Origin of the sequence: Brevundimonas sp. (assembly GCF_041648115.1) — a bacterium.
In the GTDB taxonomy this organism is placed as follows: Bacteria; Pseudomonadota; Alphaproteobacteria; order Caulobacterales; family Caulobacteraceae; genus Brevundimonas.
In genome coordinates this window covers 1-15,217 of the sequence record NZ_JBAZPR010000014.1, presented here as the reverse complement: position 1 = coordinate 15,217, position 15,217 = coordinate 1, and the positions used below count along the sequence as shown (strand labels likewise).

Genomic DNA, 15,217 nt, shown 5'->3' with positions numbered 1-15,217 from the left:
GCGTCATTGCGCGCCGTCCTTCGGCAGCCGCCGCTCCAGATCCAGACGACGCGGGTCGGCCGGATCGAGCGCGGCGATCAGGGGCGTCCACAGCGCACGCGCCGATGCGCCGTCGCCGCGTCGCAACGCCGCCTCGCCCAGGAAGAAGCGCGCGCCCAGCTGATCAGGGTCCAGCTTCAACGCCTCGCGAAAGGCGGCCTCGGCGTCGCCGCCGATCTGGTCGTCATTGGCCACCACCAGGCTTTCGCCCAGCCGCGCCCAGGCCTGGGCGTCCTTGGGGTTCAGGGCGATCAGACGACGGAAGGCCGACGCCGCGCCCAGGGGATCGCCGGCCGCGTAACGCGCCGCGCCCAGCATGGCCAGGGCCTGACGGTCCTCGGGGCGTTCCCGCACGACCCGCGCCGTCACGGCGGCCAGCTGCGCCGGCTCCAGCCCGTCCAGGTTCGCCGCCCAGGCATCGACGCGCCGCTCATAGGCCTGATCCGGCAGGCCGGGCGCCCCGGTGAAGACATAAAGGCCCAGCGCACCCGCGACTGTCACGGCGATCCCGCCCAGCACCCAGAACCGATCCCGGACGCCGGCCACCGGGGCCGCGGTCGTCGCCACGGCCAGAAGCCGCCGCCCCGCCTCGGCCCGAGCGCCAGCATAGGCCGCATCGTCCAGCAGGCCGCGCGCCTTCAGACGATCCAGTTCCTCGATCTCGCGTGAGCCGGCCTGGGTCTCGGCCCCGGCGGCCGGATCGGCGCCGCGCCGTGCGCCGGTCAGCACCAGCAGGGCGGCCAAGGCCGCCGCCAGTCCCGTCATCATCCAGAAGGCGATCATTCTCGCCGTCTAACCCATCCGCGAACGACGGGCGAGGCGTCGTTTCAGCCCAGGCGCGCCATTTCCGCCGAGGCCGCGCGCCGCCGCACGGCTCGCGCCGCCTCCAGCGCCTCGATCAGGGTCAGAAAACGCGCCGCGACGCCGACCAGGCGCAGGACATGGTCGGGATCCTCGACCTCGCCGTCCGCCGCGCTATCCAGCGCCTCATTGGCCCAGGTGGAAAGATAGTCGGTCAGCTCAGTCTTCAGCGCCGAACGGTCGGCCTCGCAGCCGAAGGTGACGGCCGCCCCGCGCAAGGCCGCGACCGCCGCCAGCAGGGCCGCCGCCGCCTCGATCGGCTCGCCGTCGCTGGGCGCCTCCAGCCAGGGGGACATCCGGGTCATGCGGCCGGTGATCGTTCGCCGCTTCATCGGCAGGGCCGCGTGGACGGCGGCCGAGGTGGACTTCATCAACCCAGACAGCTGACCCGAGACCTGGACGCGCGCCATCCGCGCCGTCTTGCCCCAGCTGGAATCGGGCCGGATTTGCAGGCTCATGTCCATCTCGGCCAGAACCCCGGCGCACCAGGTCACGTCGTCCACGACGCCCAGCATGGTCGCCTCGCCCAGTGACGACCGTACGGCGGCGATGCGCTGAACCCGCGTCTGGACCGAGGTCAGCAGCCGTTCGACGAAGACGCCCATTTCCGAATGGCTGAGGGTCGCCTCGCGGTCGGCCAGACGGCTGGTGCGCGTCACGACCCGCAGCATGCGCTCGGCGTCCGCCACATGGGCGAACAGGATGTCGATCATCCGCCGGCCGCCCTCGGGCGACATGACCAGACAGTCCTGGATCAGCAGGCGCAGGCCCGCCAGCTGATTGTCGTCGGGCCGTTCCAGCCACACCGGCAGACGCGGCAAGGCGGACCGCGCCAGCGGCGTCAGGTCGAAACAGCCCGCCAGTTCGAACGGCGTCGCAGGCGGCTCACCCTCCGCCGGTCGCTGATAGTCGGGCCAGACATCGCTCGCGCGGTCGCGCAGCACAGCCGCCGCCTTGGCGCAAAGCCGGTCGGCGGCCAGGGTCCATTCGCCGTCGATGGTGACGGCGCCGTCCAGCAAGGGCAGGAAGGCCTCTTCGCCCTGGACCGCATGACGCCAGACACGCGCCAGAACCCGGGGCGGAAAGGTCAGGGCCGGCACGCCGTCCGCCCTTGGCTGAAACAGCGGCAACAGGGGTCCGAAGGCCGTACCGCGCCGCGCACGGTCGCGCGCCTCTTGCGCGACGATGATCGCCAGTTCGGCCGCCTTGTCGCCGTTCAGAGCCGCCACGGCCGCCCCGAGCGTCGTCAGTGACGCATCGGGACAGGCCTCGACGACCGCCGTCAGAGCGGCGCGGTGGGCGGCGGACAGGGACGACACGAAAGCTCCCGCCAACAAAGGGACAGCCTGCACCGTGCGGCAATCCGGTTAACAACGACTTGGCGCCCTCCTGAGTCAGACGCCCCTTGAGTGAGGCGTCAGGCACGCCATATTGCCGCCACACCCCGGCCGGCGCCGCCGCGCCGCCGGAAAGGAACGCCCATGCCCGTAATCGAGATCGACGGCCTGACCAAGACCTACAAGTCGGGTCTTCAGGCGCTGAAGCGTATCGACCTGACCATCGAAAAGGGTGAGATCTTCGCCCTGCTGGGTCCAAACGGGGCCGGCAAGACCACCCTGATCTCCATCGTCTGCGGCATCGTCACGCCCACGACGGGGTCGGTGGTCGCCGACGGCCATGACATCCAGAAGGACTTCCGCGCCGCCCGCACCAAGATCGGCCTGGTGCCGCAGGAGCTGACCACCGACGCCTTCGAGACGGTGCTGGCCACCGTTACCTTCAGCCGTGGCCTGTTCGGAAAGGCGCCGAACCCCGCCTTCATCGAAAGCGTGTTGAAGGACCTGTCCCTGTGGGACAAGCGCGACGCCAAGATCATGACCCTGTCGGGCGGGATGAAGCGCCGGGTGATGATCGCCAAGGCCCTGAGCCACGAACCGGACATCCTGTTCCTCGATGAACCCACCGCCGGGGTCGATGTCGAACTGCGCCGCGACATGTGGGCGATGGTGCGCAAGCTGCGCGAGCGCGGCGTCACCATCATCCTGACCACCCACTATATCGAGGAGGCCGAGGAGATGGCCGACCGGGTGGGCGTGATCTTGAAGGGCGAACTGATCCTGGTCGAGGAGAAGTCGGCCCTGATGAAGAAGCTGGGCAAGAAGACCCTGACCCTGAACCTGATCGACCCGCTGACCGCCCTGCCGGCCGACCTGTCCGACTGGGACCTGACGCTGAAGAACGAAGGCGGCGAGCTGGAATACAGTTTCGACGCCAACGCCGACGATACGGGCGTGCCGTCGCTGATCCGCCGGCTTGAGGCGCTGAACATCGGCTTCAAGGACCTGAACACCCGCCAGAGCTCGCTGGAAGACATCTTCGTCAGCCTGGTCCACCAGAACGGAGCCGCGGCATGACCTTCAACGCATTTGGCGTCTGGGCCATCTATCGCTTCGAGATGGCGCGCGCGCTGCGCACCCTGTGGCAGAGCGTGGTCACGCCCGTCATCACCACGGCCCTGTATTTCGTCGTCTTCGGCGGCGCCATCGGCAGTCGGATGCAGGAGGTGGACGGCGTGCCCTACGGCGCCTTCATCGTGCCAGGCCTGATCATGCTCAGCCTGTTCACCCAGTCCATCTTCAACGCCTCCTTCGGCATCTACTTCCCCAAGTTCACGGGGACGATCTACGAGATCCTGTCGGCGCCTGTGTCGTCGCTTGAGATCGTGCTGGCCTATGTGGGGGCGGCGGCGACCAAGTCGGCAGTGCTGGGTCTGATCATCCTGGCGACGGCGGCCTTCTTCGTGCCGCTGGAAATCCTGCATCCGTTCTGGATGATGGCCTTTTTGATCCTGATCTCGGTGACCTTCAGCCTGTTCGGCTTCATCATCGGGGTCTGGGCCAACGGGTTCGAGCAGCTTCAGATGATCCCGATGCTGGTCGTCACGCCCCTGACCTTCCTGGGCGGCGCCTTCTATTCCATCGACATGCTGCCCGACGGCTGGCGCACGGTGACCCTGTTCAATCCGGTGGTCTATCTGATCTCGGGCTTTCGCTGGGCCTTCTATGGTCAGGGCGATGTCGCGATAGGGATCAGCGTGGCGGCGACCCTGGGCTTCTTCGCCGTCTGCCTTGCCATCGTCATGTGGATGTTCAAAACCGGCTATCGGCTCAAGAACTGATCCGTCACGAAACGGGCCAGATCGCCAGCGAATGGAATAGAATGTCCGACGACCAGAAGACCCCGCCCGAACCCGTCGCCCGCCCCGAACCTTTCGCTCGAAAGCCGGTGACGTGGGGACGCATGCCCGCGACGACCTTCCACGTCGGGCCGGTGCCGGTCGCGCCCAATCCGCTGGACCGCATTCCCAATCCGCCGCCGCGCAAGCCCTCGCCGCAACAGCAGCAAGCCTCGATCCAGACCCGGAGCCTGGCCTCCGGCGTGGCGCCCGCCAAGGGCCAGGCGGCGGCCCCCAGCCGGGCCCCCGCGCAGCCCAGGCCGCCGCGTCCGCAAACCGGCAGCATCCTGGGCGGATCGCTGATCCCCACAGCCCGTCCGGCTCAGACCGCGACGACGCCCCAGCCCGCGCCTCAGCCCCTGCCCCAGTCCCAGCCCCAGCAATCGGCCGCTGCGGACTTGACCGTACGTCCGCTGCCGACGCCGCAGGCCGCGCCTGCCCCCACGCCGAAGCCGGCGGAAATCGCGCCGGTCGCAGCCAAAGCTGTCGCCACGTCGCCTGTCGCCTCCAAACCTGCCGTCCAGACGCCGGCCCCTGTCGCCGCAACGCCGGCGCCGCCTATCACGCCCAGCTTCGCCCGCGCGCCGACCAAGCCCTCGCGCCTGCCGCTCTATGTCGGCGCGGGCGTCGCCGCCCTGCTGGTGATCGGCGGCGGCGTCTGGTTCGCCACGCGTCCGGCCTCCACGCCCGCCCCGGCGACGACCGCCGCCGTGGTTCCCGAGGCGCCGCTGACCACGCCGCCGGCCGAGACGGTCCCCACGGGCGCAGCCCCCTTCGTTCCGGCTGAAACGCCGACGCCCGCGCCCCCTGCGCCCGCGCCAGCTCAGACCGCTCCAACCCAAGCCGCCCGCACAACGCCGACGACGACGCCGTCGACCACGACGAATGCTCAGCCTCGCCCTGCGACCGCCGTGCCGCGCCAACCGGCGCCGGCTGCGGCCCAGCCCGCAGCGACGCCCGCCCCGACGGTCCAGATCGAGCCGCTGGTGGTCGTGCCGTCCACGCCGCCCCCGACCGCCGCGCGTCCCGGCGCCAGCGATCCCGACGCCCCGGTCGTGACCCGGCCCCAGCCGCTGGACTGATCCGAAAGATCGCGCGCCTTCGCAGGTGACGAAGCGGCCTTCAGCCCCTACCTACAGGCCATGACTGTTCACGCCTCCCCGCCGCCCATCCTCGACGCCGCCGGCGTCGATACCGACGAAGCCCTGTCGATCTTGAAGACCGCGCTCGCCGGCGCCGACGACGGCGAACTGTTCCTGGAGCGGTCCGAGAGCGAGAGCCTGGTGTTCGACGACGGACGGCTGAAGTCCGCCGCCTATGACGCGACCGAGGGCTTCGGCCTGCGGGTCGTGGCGGGCGAGACCGCCGGCTACGCCCACGCCAACGAGATTTCGGGCGCCGCCCTGCGCCGCGCCGCCGACAGCGCCGCCCTGGCCAAACAGGGTCACGCCGCCCTGGTCGCCGACGGGCCGCGCGCCACCAATCAGAAACTGTATGGCGAGGTCGACCCCCTCGCCTCGCCTGCCTTCTCCGACAAGATCGCCCTGCTGGCCGAGATCGACGCCTGGGCCCGTGCCCGTGATCCGCGCGTCGTCCAGGTCTCGGCCTCGCTGGTGGGCGAGCGCCGCGCCATCGAAATCCTGCGCGCCGACGAGCGGGCGGTGCGCGACGTGCGGCCCCTGGTGCGCCTGAACGTCTCGGTCACCGTCGAACAGAACGGCAAGCGCGAGAGCGCCTCGTCCGGCGCGGGCGGCCGAGCCGGGTTCGAAACCTGGGTCGCCCCCGAACGCTGGCAGGCCCAGGTGGACGAGGCCCTGCGTCAGGCCCTGGTCAATCTGGACGCCATCGATTGTCCCGCGGGCGAAATGGAGGTGGTCCTGGGCGCCGGCTGGCCCGGCGTCCTGCTGCACGAAGCCATCGGCCACGGGTTTGAGGGCGACTTCCACCGCAAGGGCTCGTCCGTCTTCAACGGCATGATGGGCAAGCGGGTCGCCGCCCCCGGTGTCACCGTGGTTGATGACGGCTCCATCGCGGGGCGTCGCGGCTCCCTGTCCATCGATGACGAAGGCACCCCGACCTCGCGCACCGTTCTGATCGAGGATGGGATCATGGTCGGGCTGATGCACGACCGGCTGTCGGCGCGGGAGATGGGCGTCGCCGCCACCGGCAACGGGCGTCGCCAGTCCTTCGCCCACATGCCCATGCCGCGCATGACCAACACCTTCATGGAGGGGGGCAAGGACTCCAAGGCCGACATGATCGCCAATACGAAGCGCGGCCTCTACGCCGCCAACTTCTCGGGCGGCCAGGTGGACATCACCAACGGTAAGTTCGTGTTCCAGTGCAACGAGGCCTATCTGATCGAGGACGGAGTGATCACCGCACCGGTCCGCGGCGCCACCCTGATCGGAGACGGGGCCACGGCACTGACCCGGATCCAGATGGTCGGCGACGACTTCGCCTTCGATCCCGGCGTGGGCGTCTGCGGCAAGGCCGGACAGGGCGTCCCCGTCGGCATCGGCCAGCCTTCGCTGAAGATCGGCGGACTGACCGTTGGCGGAACGGCGGTCTGAGCCAGCGGAACCGTATCGCGACGCAGGGTGTTTTCTCGCTACACTGGAGAGGGAACACCCATGCCGACCGAACGCGAAGTCAGACATCCTGATGGCCGGGTTGAACGCATCACCGAAACCACGGACGCTCCCACCACCATCGTAGAGCGCCGCAGCGGTAGCGGCATGGGCGCCATCGTCGCCCTGATCATCGGCCTGCTGGCCGTGTTGGTGATCGGCTATTTCCTGATGAACATGGACCGCAACGACGCGGTCGAATCCAACGCCATCGCCGGCGCGGCCGAGAGCGTCGGCAACGCCGCCGACAATATCGGCGACGCCGCCCGCGACGCCGTGCCCGAACGCGCCCCGGCGCCGGCTAACTAAATCGTCAGGGGGCGGACGGACGCCATTCGGGACCGAGCGGTTCCAGCCCGTCCGCCTCCAGTCGATCCAGCACCCCGCCCGGCTCGGCTAGCAGGCGCAAGGGCGCGATGGCGACCGTGACGCCGGTCTCGGCCAGGGCATCGTCAACCGCCGTGTTCCAGATGCCCCGCAGCGTCTCGCCCTGCCCCATCACCGCCCAGTACGAACAGGCGTTGGTCGCCTGGTCCAACGATGAAGCCAATACAGCGGGCACACGCCGCAGACGCCAGGCCTCGGCGCGCTGGGCGGCCTCTTCCGGGTGCGCCTCGGCCGCCGTCACCGCCGCCGTGATACAATCGACATAGGCCTCGGGCGGGGTGGTCAGGATCTTGTCAACCATCTCGTCGCCGCGAAAGACACCCACCGGCTCGGCCGGCGTGCGGTTGGTCCGGGCGGCGCGGCGCACCACCTCCGACACCGGCCGCGCCCGACGCGCATAGCCGCCGTGTTCCATCAGGTCCGCCGACAGCATCAGCATGCTCTTGCGGCTGGGGCCCTCGCCCGTCGCCTGTTCCACCCGCGCCTCAAGCTCGGGCGACAGATAGTCCGCGCTGGTGCGGTCGTCCGGCAGGCGCGTCAGGGTTCGCATCCGCCATAGCAGACGCCCGACATCCGCCAGGGACGCGCGCCCCTCGACCGGAAACAGCACCCGATCCGCCCGTTCGACCGCCGAGATCAGGGCGTCGGTGCGCCATTCCATATCGGGCGGCAGGCCGTCGATCGACCCGACCAGGATCAGCACGCTGTCGCCGCGCCGCACCTCCCACATCGGCCCCTCGATCCGGCGCGCCGTGACGACGATGTCTTCGACCGCATCGGACGGAACCTCCTGGGCCGAGACCGGGCCGGCAAACGCGGCGGCGGCCAGCAGGGACAACAACAGGCAAGATGAGCGTCTGATCATTACATCGCTGTAAGGCGTTCTACTGTCTTATGTGTAATGAAATCCCTGTAATGATGTCGTCGATTTAATTCACCTTTCAGCCTTGTAACTGGAGATGAACGCGTCGGATCGGCACACCTCTCGCCAACGAAACGAGGGGAACCCCATGACCAAGACCCTGCTGCTGGCCAGCACCGCCCTGCTCTTCACCGCCAGCGCCGCCTTCGCCGGTGATGCGCCGCAGGTCGCCGAGGCCCCGGTCCCGACCGGGCCGACCAGCCAGGCGCCGTTGACCGACGCCAACCAGCGCGGCGTGCTGGTCTTCACCCCCGACTTCTTCGCCGCCCAGCGCCCCAACACGGCGCTGGACATGGTCAACCGTGTGCCCGGCTTCTCGGTCGACGACGGTTCCGGCGCGCGCGGCTTCGAAGGGGCGGTCGGCAACGTCCTGATCAACAACAACCGCCCGGCGTCCAAGAACGACTCGGGTTCGAACGTCCTGGGCCGCACCCTGGCCAATCAGGTCCAGCGCATCGAGCTGATCCGCGGCGGCGCGTCCGGCATCGACATGCAGGGCTATGCGGTCGTCGTGAACGTGGTCCTGAAATCCACCAGCAGCCGTCAATCGATCCTGACCTGGAACGCCATGCTGTTCGAAGGCGGCCACGACATCTACGGCGGCTCGTATCAGTTCACGGCGCGAGACGGCGACCGCAGCTGGGGCGTCGTCCTGTCGGACGGCATCGGGTCCAGCGATTCCAACGGCGTCGGCCGTTCGATCCGCACCAATGCGGTGGGCCAGGTCATCCGGGATGAGCGCTACGAGAACGACGGCTGGGGTGGCGGCAACTCCATCCGCGGCAACTATTCCGGGCCCCTGTTCGGCGGCAAGGTCGAGAGCACGGCCCGTTACGGCATCAACGACTATGAGAATTGGTCGGAGCTGACCTCTGCGACCTCGCTGCGTCGCAACGACTATGCGGAGACCGGCGATTCGGGCGAGGTCGGCCTGACCTGGACCCGCCCGATCAATCCGCGCTGGCAGTTCGAGACGCGCTTCATCCATGAGTTCAGCAGCTTCGACAACGTCTCCAACAGCAACGAGACCCTGAACGGCGCCATCGACCCGGAACAGCAGTTCAAATCCAACGGCGACTCTTCGGAAACCATCCTGCGCGCCCTGGTCCGCAACGAGCGTTCGCCGGCCCTGACGTTCGAGGCCGGCGGCGAGGTCGCCTACAATATGCTGGACGTGCAGCAGGGCTTCACCATCGGCGGGACGGCAGTCGATCTGCCCAGCGCCTCGGTCAAGGTCGAGGAGACGCGCGGCGAGGGTTTCGGCAAGGTGACCTGGCGCGCGAACCCAAAGTTCACGCTGGAGGGCGGAGTCCGTCTGGAGGCCTCGACCATCAAACAGTCCGGCGACGCGAACCAGGAAAAGAGCTTCTTCTTCGCCAAGCCCCGCCTCCTGGCGACCTGGACGCCGATGGCCAACAACCAGCTGCGGTTCCGTTTCGAACGCGAACTGGGTCAACTCAATTTCGGCGACTTCGCCGCATCGGCCGACCTGGGTGAAAACAATGTCTTCGGCGGCAACGTCGATCTGGAGCCGGAGCAGCGCTGGATCTCCGAACTGACTTATGAACGCCGCTTCTGGGGCGAGGGCATCGTCGCCATCGGCTATCGCCACGACCGGATCATCGACGTCATCGACCGCCTGCCGCTGCCCGGCGGTCTGTCGGCGGTAGGCAATATCGGCGACGGCACGCTGGACCAGCTGTCGCTGAACGTGACGGCGCCGTTGGACAAGGTCGGCATCTCGGGCGCGCGCTTCACCTTCAGGAACAACTGGAACAAGACCAGCGTCACGGACCCGACCACGGGCGAGGACCGCCGCATCTCGGGCGTGCGCGCCAGCCAAGCCAATATCGGCTTCCAGCAGGACATCACCCGGTGGAAGACCCAGTGGGGGATCAACTGGTTGCCGCGCCTTGGCCAGGGCACCTATGGCCCGGATCAGGTCAGCGTCTGGCGCGGCTCGGACTACATCGAGGCCTTCGTCGAATACAAGCCGACCGTGACCCTGGCGATCCGCGCCCAGCTGAACCTGTGGGACGACTTCACCATCCGCCGCACGGTCTATGCCTCGCGCGACCCGCGCACCGTCGCCTTCGTCGAGGACCGCGACATCGACCCGCGCACCTTCCTGTCGCTGCGCGTCCGCAAGACGTTCTGAGGCCAGACGGCGTCCAGCAAAAAGCCCCGGCGGATCGCTCCGCCGGGGCCTTTCTTCGTCAGGCGGTCGGGATCAGTGAACCCCGGCCATGCCCTTCTTGAGCAGCGGCGAGATCAGCAGCAGGAAGACGCCGACACCGACGCCCGTCCAGCCGATGGTGCCGAAGATCGACCCATAGGTCTCCAGCGCCAGGGCCGGGCTGGTCACGACGCCCGCGACCGTGTCCGTCGCCGTCGCCTTGGCGATCAGTCCGGCGACGATGTGCGCCACCGAGCTGGACAGGAACCAGACGCCCATCATCAGGCCGACCACGCGCGCCACCGACAGTTTGGTGATCATCGACAGGCCGACGGGCGACAGACACAGCTCGCCGATCGTGTGGAAGAAGTAGGTCAGGAACAGGAACAGCAACGGCACGCGGAAGGCCTCGTTGGCCTGGCTGCCCGCCGCCCAGGTCAGGACCAGGAAGCCGAAGCCGACGAAGACCAGACCGAACGAGAACTTGACCGGCGTTGACGGCTCCAGCTTGCGCTTGGCCAACCAGACCCACAGGGCCGCCATGATCGGGCCGCCGATGACGATGATGCCGGGGTTGAACATCTGCGTATAGCCGGCGTTGAACCAGCTGGGCATCTGGGTCGACTGGTCCGCGAACAGGGTCAGCGACGAACCGGCCTGTTCGAACAGGGCCCAGAACAGCACCGAGAAGAAGATCAGCACCTGGGCGACCAGCATACGGCTGCGCTCGGCGCCCTTCAGACGGAAGACGGTGAAGCCGACGACCGAGGCGAAGATCACGCCGGCGATCCAGGGCAGGCCCGTCTCGATGATCTCGTGGCGTTGCATCAGGAGCCAGGTCGGGACGACGGCGATGATGCCGGCGATCCAGAAGAAGGGCACCAGCGGCACGCCCAGGATCGAACGCCCCTGGATCGGGACCGGCGGTCCGCCGCGACCTTCCAGCCACGACTGACCCAGCACGAAGGTCAGCAGACCCGCCAGCATGCCGATGCCCGCCAGGCCGAAGCCGTAGGCCCAGCCGTAGTTGAAGCCCAGATAGGAACAGGCGGCCGTGGCCAGGAACGAACCCAGGTTGATGCCGACGTAGAAGATGGTGAAGCCGCCGTCGCGGCGGGGATCGTTCTGTTCGTAGAGCGAGCCGACGACGGTCGAGATATTGGCCTTCAGGAAGCCGACGCCGACGATGATCAGGGCCAGCGCCAGGAACAGGACGGGCTCGCCCAGCTTCTGGTCGCGCTCGGTCTCCAGCGTATAGGCGCCGGTCGCGGTGAAGGCGGGGAAGCCGGCGGCGGCGGCGGCCTGAGGCGCAGCCTGGGTCGCGGGATCAAGCGCGCCGGTCGGCGGCGTGCCCAGACCCGTGCCGACAGCGGCGGCCGCTGCGTCTGCGGCGTTGGCGGCCGAGGGTTCGGCGCCGACGGTCGAAACACCTTCGGGCGTGATGGCGATATGAACCCGCTCGTCGCCGTTGACGGCGAACATCTTGCGGTTCTGATCGCGGCCTTCGACCTGGATCTGATAGGTCTTTTCGCCGATGGTCAGGCTTTCACGTCCGCCTGTGCCTTCGAAGGCCATGGTGAAGTGGCCCAGCACCAACAGGACGGCGCCGATGATGACCGCCTTGCGCGATCCCAGATATTTGTCGGCGATCATGCCGCCGATGACCGGCATCAGATACACCAGCGCGGCGTAGGCGGCGTAGATGCCCTGGGCCTCGGCCGGGCCGAACAGGAAGTGCTGCGTCAGGTACAGCACCAGCAGGGCGCGCATACCGTAGTAAGAAAACCGTTCCCACATCTCGGTGAAGAACAGGATCACCAGCCCCCGCGGGTGCCCCAGGAAAGTCTTGCGAGGCTCTAGCGCCCCCCCATCCGTCGCTGTCAACGGCTCACTCCCAACTGCTGCGCCGCTATCGGGCGCGCGAAAGGCGCATACCCAGCACAGCGGGCGAATCCGAACAAGTGTTAAGGCCGTTGTGGGACAGCGTGCCGCGAAGACCTGTCGCCAGACACAACCTGTGGTGATATATGTTGGCGCCCATTCTGCAATCCTCGCGCCCAGGAGAAACCCCCGGTTTCATAATGGGAAGGAGCGCCCGATGTCCGTTCGACCGATCGTCGGATCCGACCACGAGGCCCTGAACCGGCTGCACCGAGACGTGGGCTGGCCCGAACGGTCGCCGGCCGGCTGGCGCTGGCTGGAGGCCAATCCGGCGCGCCAGGATATCGCAGCCCCGGCCGGCTGGGTGGTCGCCGACGATCAGGACGAGGCCGTCGCCATGCTGGGCAACTTCATCCAGCGGTTTCGGCACGGGTCACGCAGTCTCTATGGGGCGACCGGCTTTTCGATCATCGTGCCGCCTAGCCAGAAAGGCGCCAGCCGTCCGCTGATCCGCACCTTCCTGAAACAGTCCGGCCTGTTCGCTCGCTACACCTTCAACGCCAATGCGCGCTCGGCGCCGCTCTATAGCCTGTTCGGCATGTCGCCCTGGCCCGCCCAGACCCACGGGCTGAAGCTGTCGTGGGTGACGGACCGGGTGGCCTGCGCCAAGGGGCGGATGCTGCGAAGCCTTCTAGGCCGCACCTCGGCGCAGACGGCCGCCCGGCTGGGCGAGCAGCTGATGAACGGACGGGTGTTTCAACAGACGACCCCGGCCCTGCCGCCGCAGGTGATCGTGCTGCGCGACCTGTCGGACGCCTCGCCCTATGCCGATTTCTGGCGGATGTTGTCGTCCGAAGATCGGCTGCTGGCGGATCGCAGCCCAGAGACCCTGCGCTGGCGCATGGCGGACCCCGACCTGACGCTGACGCCGCTGTTGCTGGCCTGTGTGCGCGAGGGACGGATCGTCGCGACCGCCATGGCGCAGATGACCAAGACCAGCCTGATCGAGCCGCCCTGCCTGGACATCATCGATCTGGTCGCTTTGGAAACGGCGCAGGATGCGATCGAACTTTTGACGCAGGCCCTGATCGACAATGCGCGCGCCATGGGCGCCGCCAAGGTGCGGTTGCAGATGGTGACGGCGCGGATGATGGCTGCCTTGGGCGACCTGGCGACCACGGCGCGGCGCGAAGGCGGTTGGGGCCATTGCCACGCCATCATCGACGATCCGGCGCTGGCGGCCGCCTGGGCGCCGACCCCGTTCGACGGTGACTACGGCATCTGTTCGCGCAATCCACCGGCGCCGACGCGCCTCAGCCGGCCGTCCGCGGCGCGCGCGACATCGCGCGGCCGCGTCTCCAAGGCCTGATCAGGCGGTTGGGCGGGCCTTCAGCTCGTCGCGGATTTCGATCAACAGGGCTTCGGTCGCGGTGGGCGCCGAAGGTGTCGCGTCCGGCTCGGCAGCCTGCTGGCGGCGCAGCTTGTTGATCAGCTTCACCATCATGAAGATGACGAAGGCGACGATCAGGAACTGGATCATCACATTGATGAAGGCGCCGTATTCGATCACGGCCGGCTCGCCGGTCGGATTGGCCGGATTGACCGGCAGGGTGATCTTCAGGTCCGCAAAGTCGATCCCGCCAATCAACCAGCCGATCGGCGGCATGATGACCTGATCGACCAGGCTGGTGACGATCTTGCCGAAGGCGCCGCCGATGATGACGCCGACCGCCAGGTCGACGACATTGCCCTTGACCGCGAATTCACGAAACTCAGACAGCAGGCTCATGGATTTTTCCTTGGATGGTCGTCAGAGGGCGAGGCGCAGGATCACGCGTCGCCGGAAGCGTTAAGCCGCTCGCGCAGTTCCTTGCCGCTCTTGAAGAAGGGCACGGCCTTGGCCGGCACCTCGACGGCCTCGCCGGTGCGGGGATTGCGTCCCGCCCGCGCCGGGCGCGAACGAACCGACAGGGCTCCGAAACCGCGCAGCTCGACCCGACCGCCCTCGGACAGGGCCGTGGTCATGGTGCCCAAAATGACATTGACCAACCGCTCCACCTCCGCGTGGGTCAGGTGGGTGTTTTCCATCGCCAGCTTTTCGATCAGTTCGGACTTGATCATCGATGCCCCTGCCAGCTCGTTTTGACAGGCCGTCTCGCCCGCCGTCGATCCAGAAGCTGCACCCTAACCTTCGACCGGCTCTCGAAAAAGCCCTTATCCGCCAATGATGCGCGCCATTCGCAAGAAATGTGTCCGCTAGCGAACACAAGGGTGTGCCAGACAGAGAAAAGGGCGACGGGATCGCTCCCGCCGCCCTCATCTTTAGTGCGCTATCGCGGAGCGCGCGGCGCTCCGCTGCTTGAGCGCTTAGTCCTTGGTGCCGGCGTTCTTCAGCGCAGCGCCCAGGATGTCGCCCAGCGAAGCGCCCGAATCGGACGATCCGAACTGTTCGATAGCCTCGGCCTCGTCCTTCATTTCCAGCGCCTTGATCGACACCGAGACGCGGCGCGAGGCCTTGTCGACGGCGGTGATCATGGCGTCGATGCGATCGCCGACGGCGAAGCGCTCGGGACGTTGCTCGTTACGGTCACGCGACAGGTCCGACTTGCGGACGAAGGCCGTCACCGGCGCGTCGTCTTCACCGAACTTGACCTCGATGCCGCCCGACTCGATCGACGAGACGGTGACGGTGATCTGCTGGCCGCGACGATAGGTGTCGCCCTCGCCGATCGGATCGCCGCCGAGCTGCTTGATGCCCAGCGAGACGCGTTCCTTCTCGACGTCGACGTCCAGGACCTTGGCCTTGACCATCTCGCCCTTGCGGTAACGCTGGATGGCTTCTTCACCCGACACCGACCAGTCGAGGTCGGACAGGTGGACCATGCCGTCGATGTCGTTGTCCAGGCCGATGAACAGGCCGAACTCGGTGGCGTTCTTGACTTCGCCCTCGACGGTCGAGCCGATCGGGTTGTTGGCGACGAAGGCGTCCCACGGATTGTCCTGAGCCTGCTTCAGGCCCAGCGAGATGCGGCGCTTGGAGGCGTCGACATCCAGAACCACGACGTCGACTTCCTGCGAGGTCGAGA

The 15,217-nt window shown here is 67.7% G+C and carries 14 protein-coding genes; 7 read left to right on the top strand and 7 right to left on the bottom strand.

Going from position 1 to position 15,217, the window contains the following annotated elements:
- Positions 1–3: 3 nt before the first annotated feature.
- Together ccmI and WC597_RS13310 are read right to left on the bottom strand one after the other, a co-directional pair.
- Positions 4–822: a c-type cytochrome biogenesis protein CcmI gene (gene ccmI / locus WC597_RS13315; RefSeq protein WP_372693923.1), complete on the bottom strand. Its 819-nt coding sequence runs from the start codon at positions 820–822 to the stop codon at positions 4–6.
- A gap of 44 nt (positions 823–866) precedes the next feature.
- Positions 867–2,219, bottom strand: coding sequence for a hypothetical protein (locus tag WC597_RS13310; protein WP_372693921.1), 1,353 nt, complete (start codon positions 2,217–2,219; stop codon positions 867–869).
- 162 nt (positions 2,220–2,381) lie between these two features.
- On the opposite strand from WC597_RS13310, the gene WC597_RS13305 reads away from it, so the two are divergent.
- The 5 genes from WC597_RS13305 to WC597_RS13285 are packed head-to-tail and all read left to right on the top strand — an operon-like array spanning position 2,382 to position 7,074.
- Positions 2,382–3,314 carry an ABC transporter ATP-binding protein gene (locus WC597_RS13305; protein ID WP_372693919.1) on the top strand — a complete coding sequence of 311 codons (933 nt, stop codon included), beginning with the start codon at positions 2,382–2,384 and terminating at the stop codon, positions 3,312–3,314.
- Positions 3,311–4,078, top strand: a complete 768-nt coding sequence (locus WC597_RS13300) for an ABC transporter permease (RefSeq protein ID WP_372693917.1) — start codon at positions 3,311–3,313, stop codon at positions 4,076–4,078. The genes WC597_RS13305 and WC597_RS13300 overlap by 4 nt, the downstream gene beginning before the upstream one ends.
- 41 nt (positions 4,079–4,119) lie before the next feature.
- The gene (locus WC597_RS13295) at positions 4,120–5,217 is read left to right on the top strand and encodes a hypothetical protein (protein WP_372693915.1); all 1,098 of its coding nucleotides are present in this window, start codon (positions 4,120–4,122) and stop codon (positions 5,215–5,217) included.
- Between the two features lie 60 nt (positions 5,218–5,277).
- Positions 5,278–6,708 carry a metalloprotease TldD gene (gene tldD, locus WC597_RS13290; protein WP_372693913.1) on the top strand — a complete coding sequence of 477 codons (1,431 nt, stop codon included), beginning with the start codon at positions 5,278–5,280 and terminating at the stop codon, positions 6,706–6,708.
- Positions 6,709–6,768: 60 nt separating this feature from the next.
- Positions 6,769–7,074, top strand: a complete 306-nt coding sequence (locus WC597_RS13285) for a hypothetical protein (RefSeq protein WP_372693911.1) — start codon at positions 6,769–6,771, stop codon at positions 7,072–7,074.
- A 4-nt stretch (positions 7,075–7,078) separates the two neighbouring features.
- Here the strand turns inward: WC597_RS13285 and WC597_RS13280 are convergent, their stop codons facing one another.
- Complete coding sequence (locus WC597_RS13280; RefSeq protein WP_372693909.1) at positions 7,079–8,017, bottom strand: TraB/GumN family protein; 939 nt, start codon at positions 8,015–8,017, stop codon at positions 7,079–7,081.
- Positions 8,018–8,162: 145 nt separating this feature from the next.
- Between WC597_RS13280 and WC597_RS13275 the strand changes: the two genes are divergently transcribed.
- The gene (locus WC597_RS13275) at positions 8,163–10,232 is read left to right on the top strand and encodes a TonB-dependent receptor plug domain-containing protein (protein WP_372693907.1); all 2,070 of its coding nucleotides are present in this window, start codon (positions 8,163–8,165) and stop codon (positions 10,230–10,232) included.
- Between the two features lie 72 nt (positions 10,233–10,304).
- Here WC597_RS13275 and WC597_RS13270 read toward each other — a convergent pair whose 3' ends face one another.
- The gene (locus WC597_RS13270) at positions 10,305–12,134 is read right to left on the bottom strand and encodes a peptide MFS transporter (RefSeq protein WP_372693905.1); all 1,830 of its coding nucleotides are present in this window, start codon (positions 12,132–12,134) and stop codon (positions 10,305–10,307) included.
- A gap of 214 nt (positions 12,135–12,348) precedes the next feature.
- Between WC597_RS13270 and WC597_RS13265 the strand changes: the two genes are divergently transcribed.
- Complete coding sequence (locus WC597_RS13265; RefSeq protein WP_372693903.1) at positions 12,349–13,500, top strand: N-acetyltransferase; 1,152 nt, start codon at positions 12,349–12,351, stop codon at positions 13,498–13,500.
- Here WC597_RS13265 and mscL read toward each other — a convergent pair whose 3' ends face one another.
- The 3 genes from mscL to WC597_RS13250 form a co-directional block, all read right to left on the bottom strand.
- Positions 13,501–13,920 carry a large-conductance mechanosensitive channel protein MscL gene (mscL, locus tag WC597_RS13260; RefSeq protein WP_372693901.1) on the bottom strand — a complete coding sequence of 140 codons (420 nt, stop codon included), beginning with the start codon at positions 13,918–13,920 and terminating at the stop codon, positions 13,501–13,503. It abuts the gene before it with no gap.
- 41 nt (positions 13,921–13,961) lie between these two features.
- Complete coding sequence (locus WC597_RS13255) at positions 13,962–14,252, bottom strand: integration host factor subunit beta (protein WP_135193710.1); 291 nt, start codon at positions 14,250–14,252, stop codon at positions 13,962–13,964.
- A gap of 246 nt (positions 14,253–14,498) precedes the next feature.
- Positions 14,499–15,217: S1 RNA-binding domain-containing protein (locus WC597_RS13250; RefSeq protein WP_372693898.1), on the bottom strand; the 719-nt coding region annotated here is incomplete at its 5' end.

Bases quoted from the DNA above. Each gene is read 5' to 3' on its own strand.
- ccmI (WP_372693923.1), bottom strand. From the start codon at position 822: ATGATCGCCTTCTGGATGATGACGGGACTGGCGGCGGCCTTGGCCGCC.
- WC597_RS13305 (WP_372693919.1), top strand. From the start codon at position 2,382: ATGCCCGTAATCGAGATCGACGGCCTGACCAAGACCTACAAGTCGGGT.
- WC597_RS13300 (WP_372693917.1), top strand. From the start codon at position 3,311: ATGACCTTCAACGCATTTGGCGTCTGGGCCATCTATCGCTTCGAGATG.
- WC597_RS13295 (WP_372693915.1), top strand. From the start codon at position 4,120: ATGTCCGACGACCAGAAGACCCCGCCCGAACCCGTCGCCCGCCCCGAA.
- tldD (WP_372693913.1), top strand. From the start codon at position 5,278: ATGACTGTTCACGCCTCCCCGCCGCCCATCCTCGACGCCGCCGGCGTC.
- WC597_RS13285 (WP_372693911.1), top strand. From the start codon at position 6,769: ATGCCGACCGAACGCGAAGTCAGACATCCTGATGGCCGGGTTGAACGC.
- WC597_RS13280 (WP_372693909.1), bottom strand. From the start codon at position 8,017: ATGATCAGACGCTCATCTTGCCTGTTGTTGTCCCTGCTGGCCGCCGCC.
- WC597_RS13275 (WP_372693907.1), top strand. From the start codon at position 8,163: ATGACCAAGACCCTGCTGCTGGCCAGCACCGCCCTGCTCTTCACCGCC.
- WC597_RS13265 (WP_372693903.1), top strand. From the start codon at position 12,349: ATGTCCGTTCGACCGATCGTCGGATCCGACCACGAGGCCCTGAACCGG.
- mscL (WP_372693901.1), bottom strand. From the start codon at position 13,920: ATGAGCCTGCTGTCTGAGTTTCGTGAATTCGCGGTCAAGGGCAATGTC.
- WC597_RS13255 (WP_135193710.1), bottom strand. From the start codon at position 14,252: ATGATCAAGTCCGAACTGATCGAAAAGCTGGCGATGGAAAACACCCAC.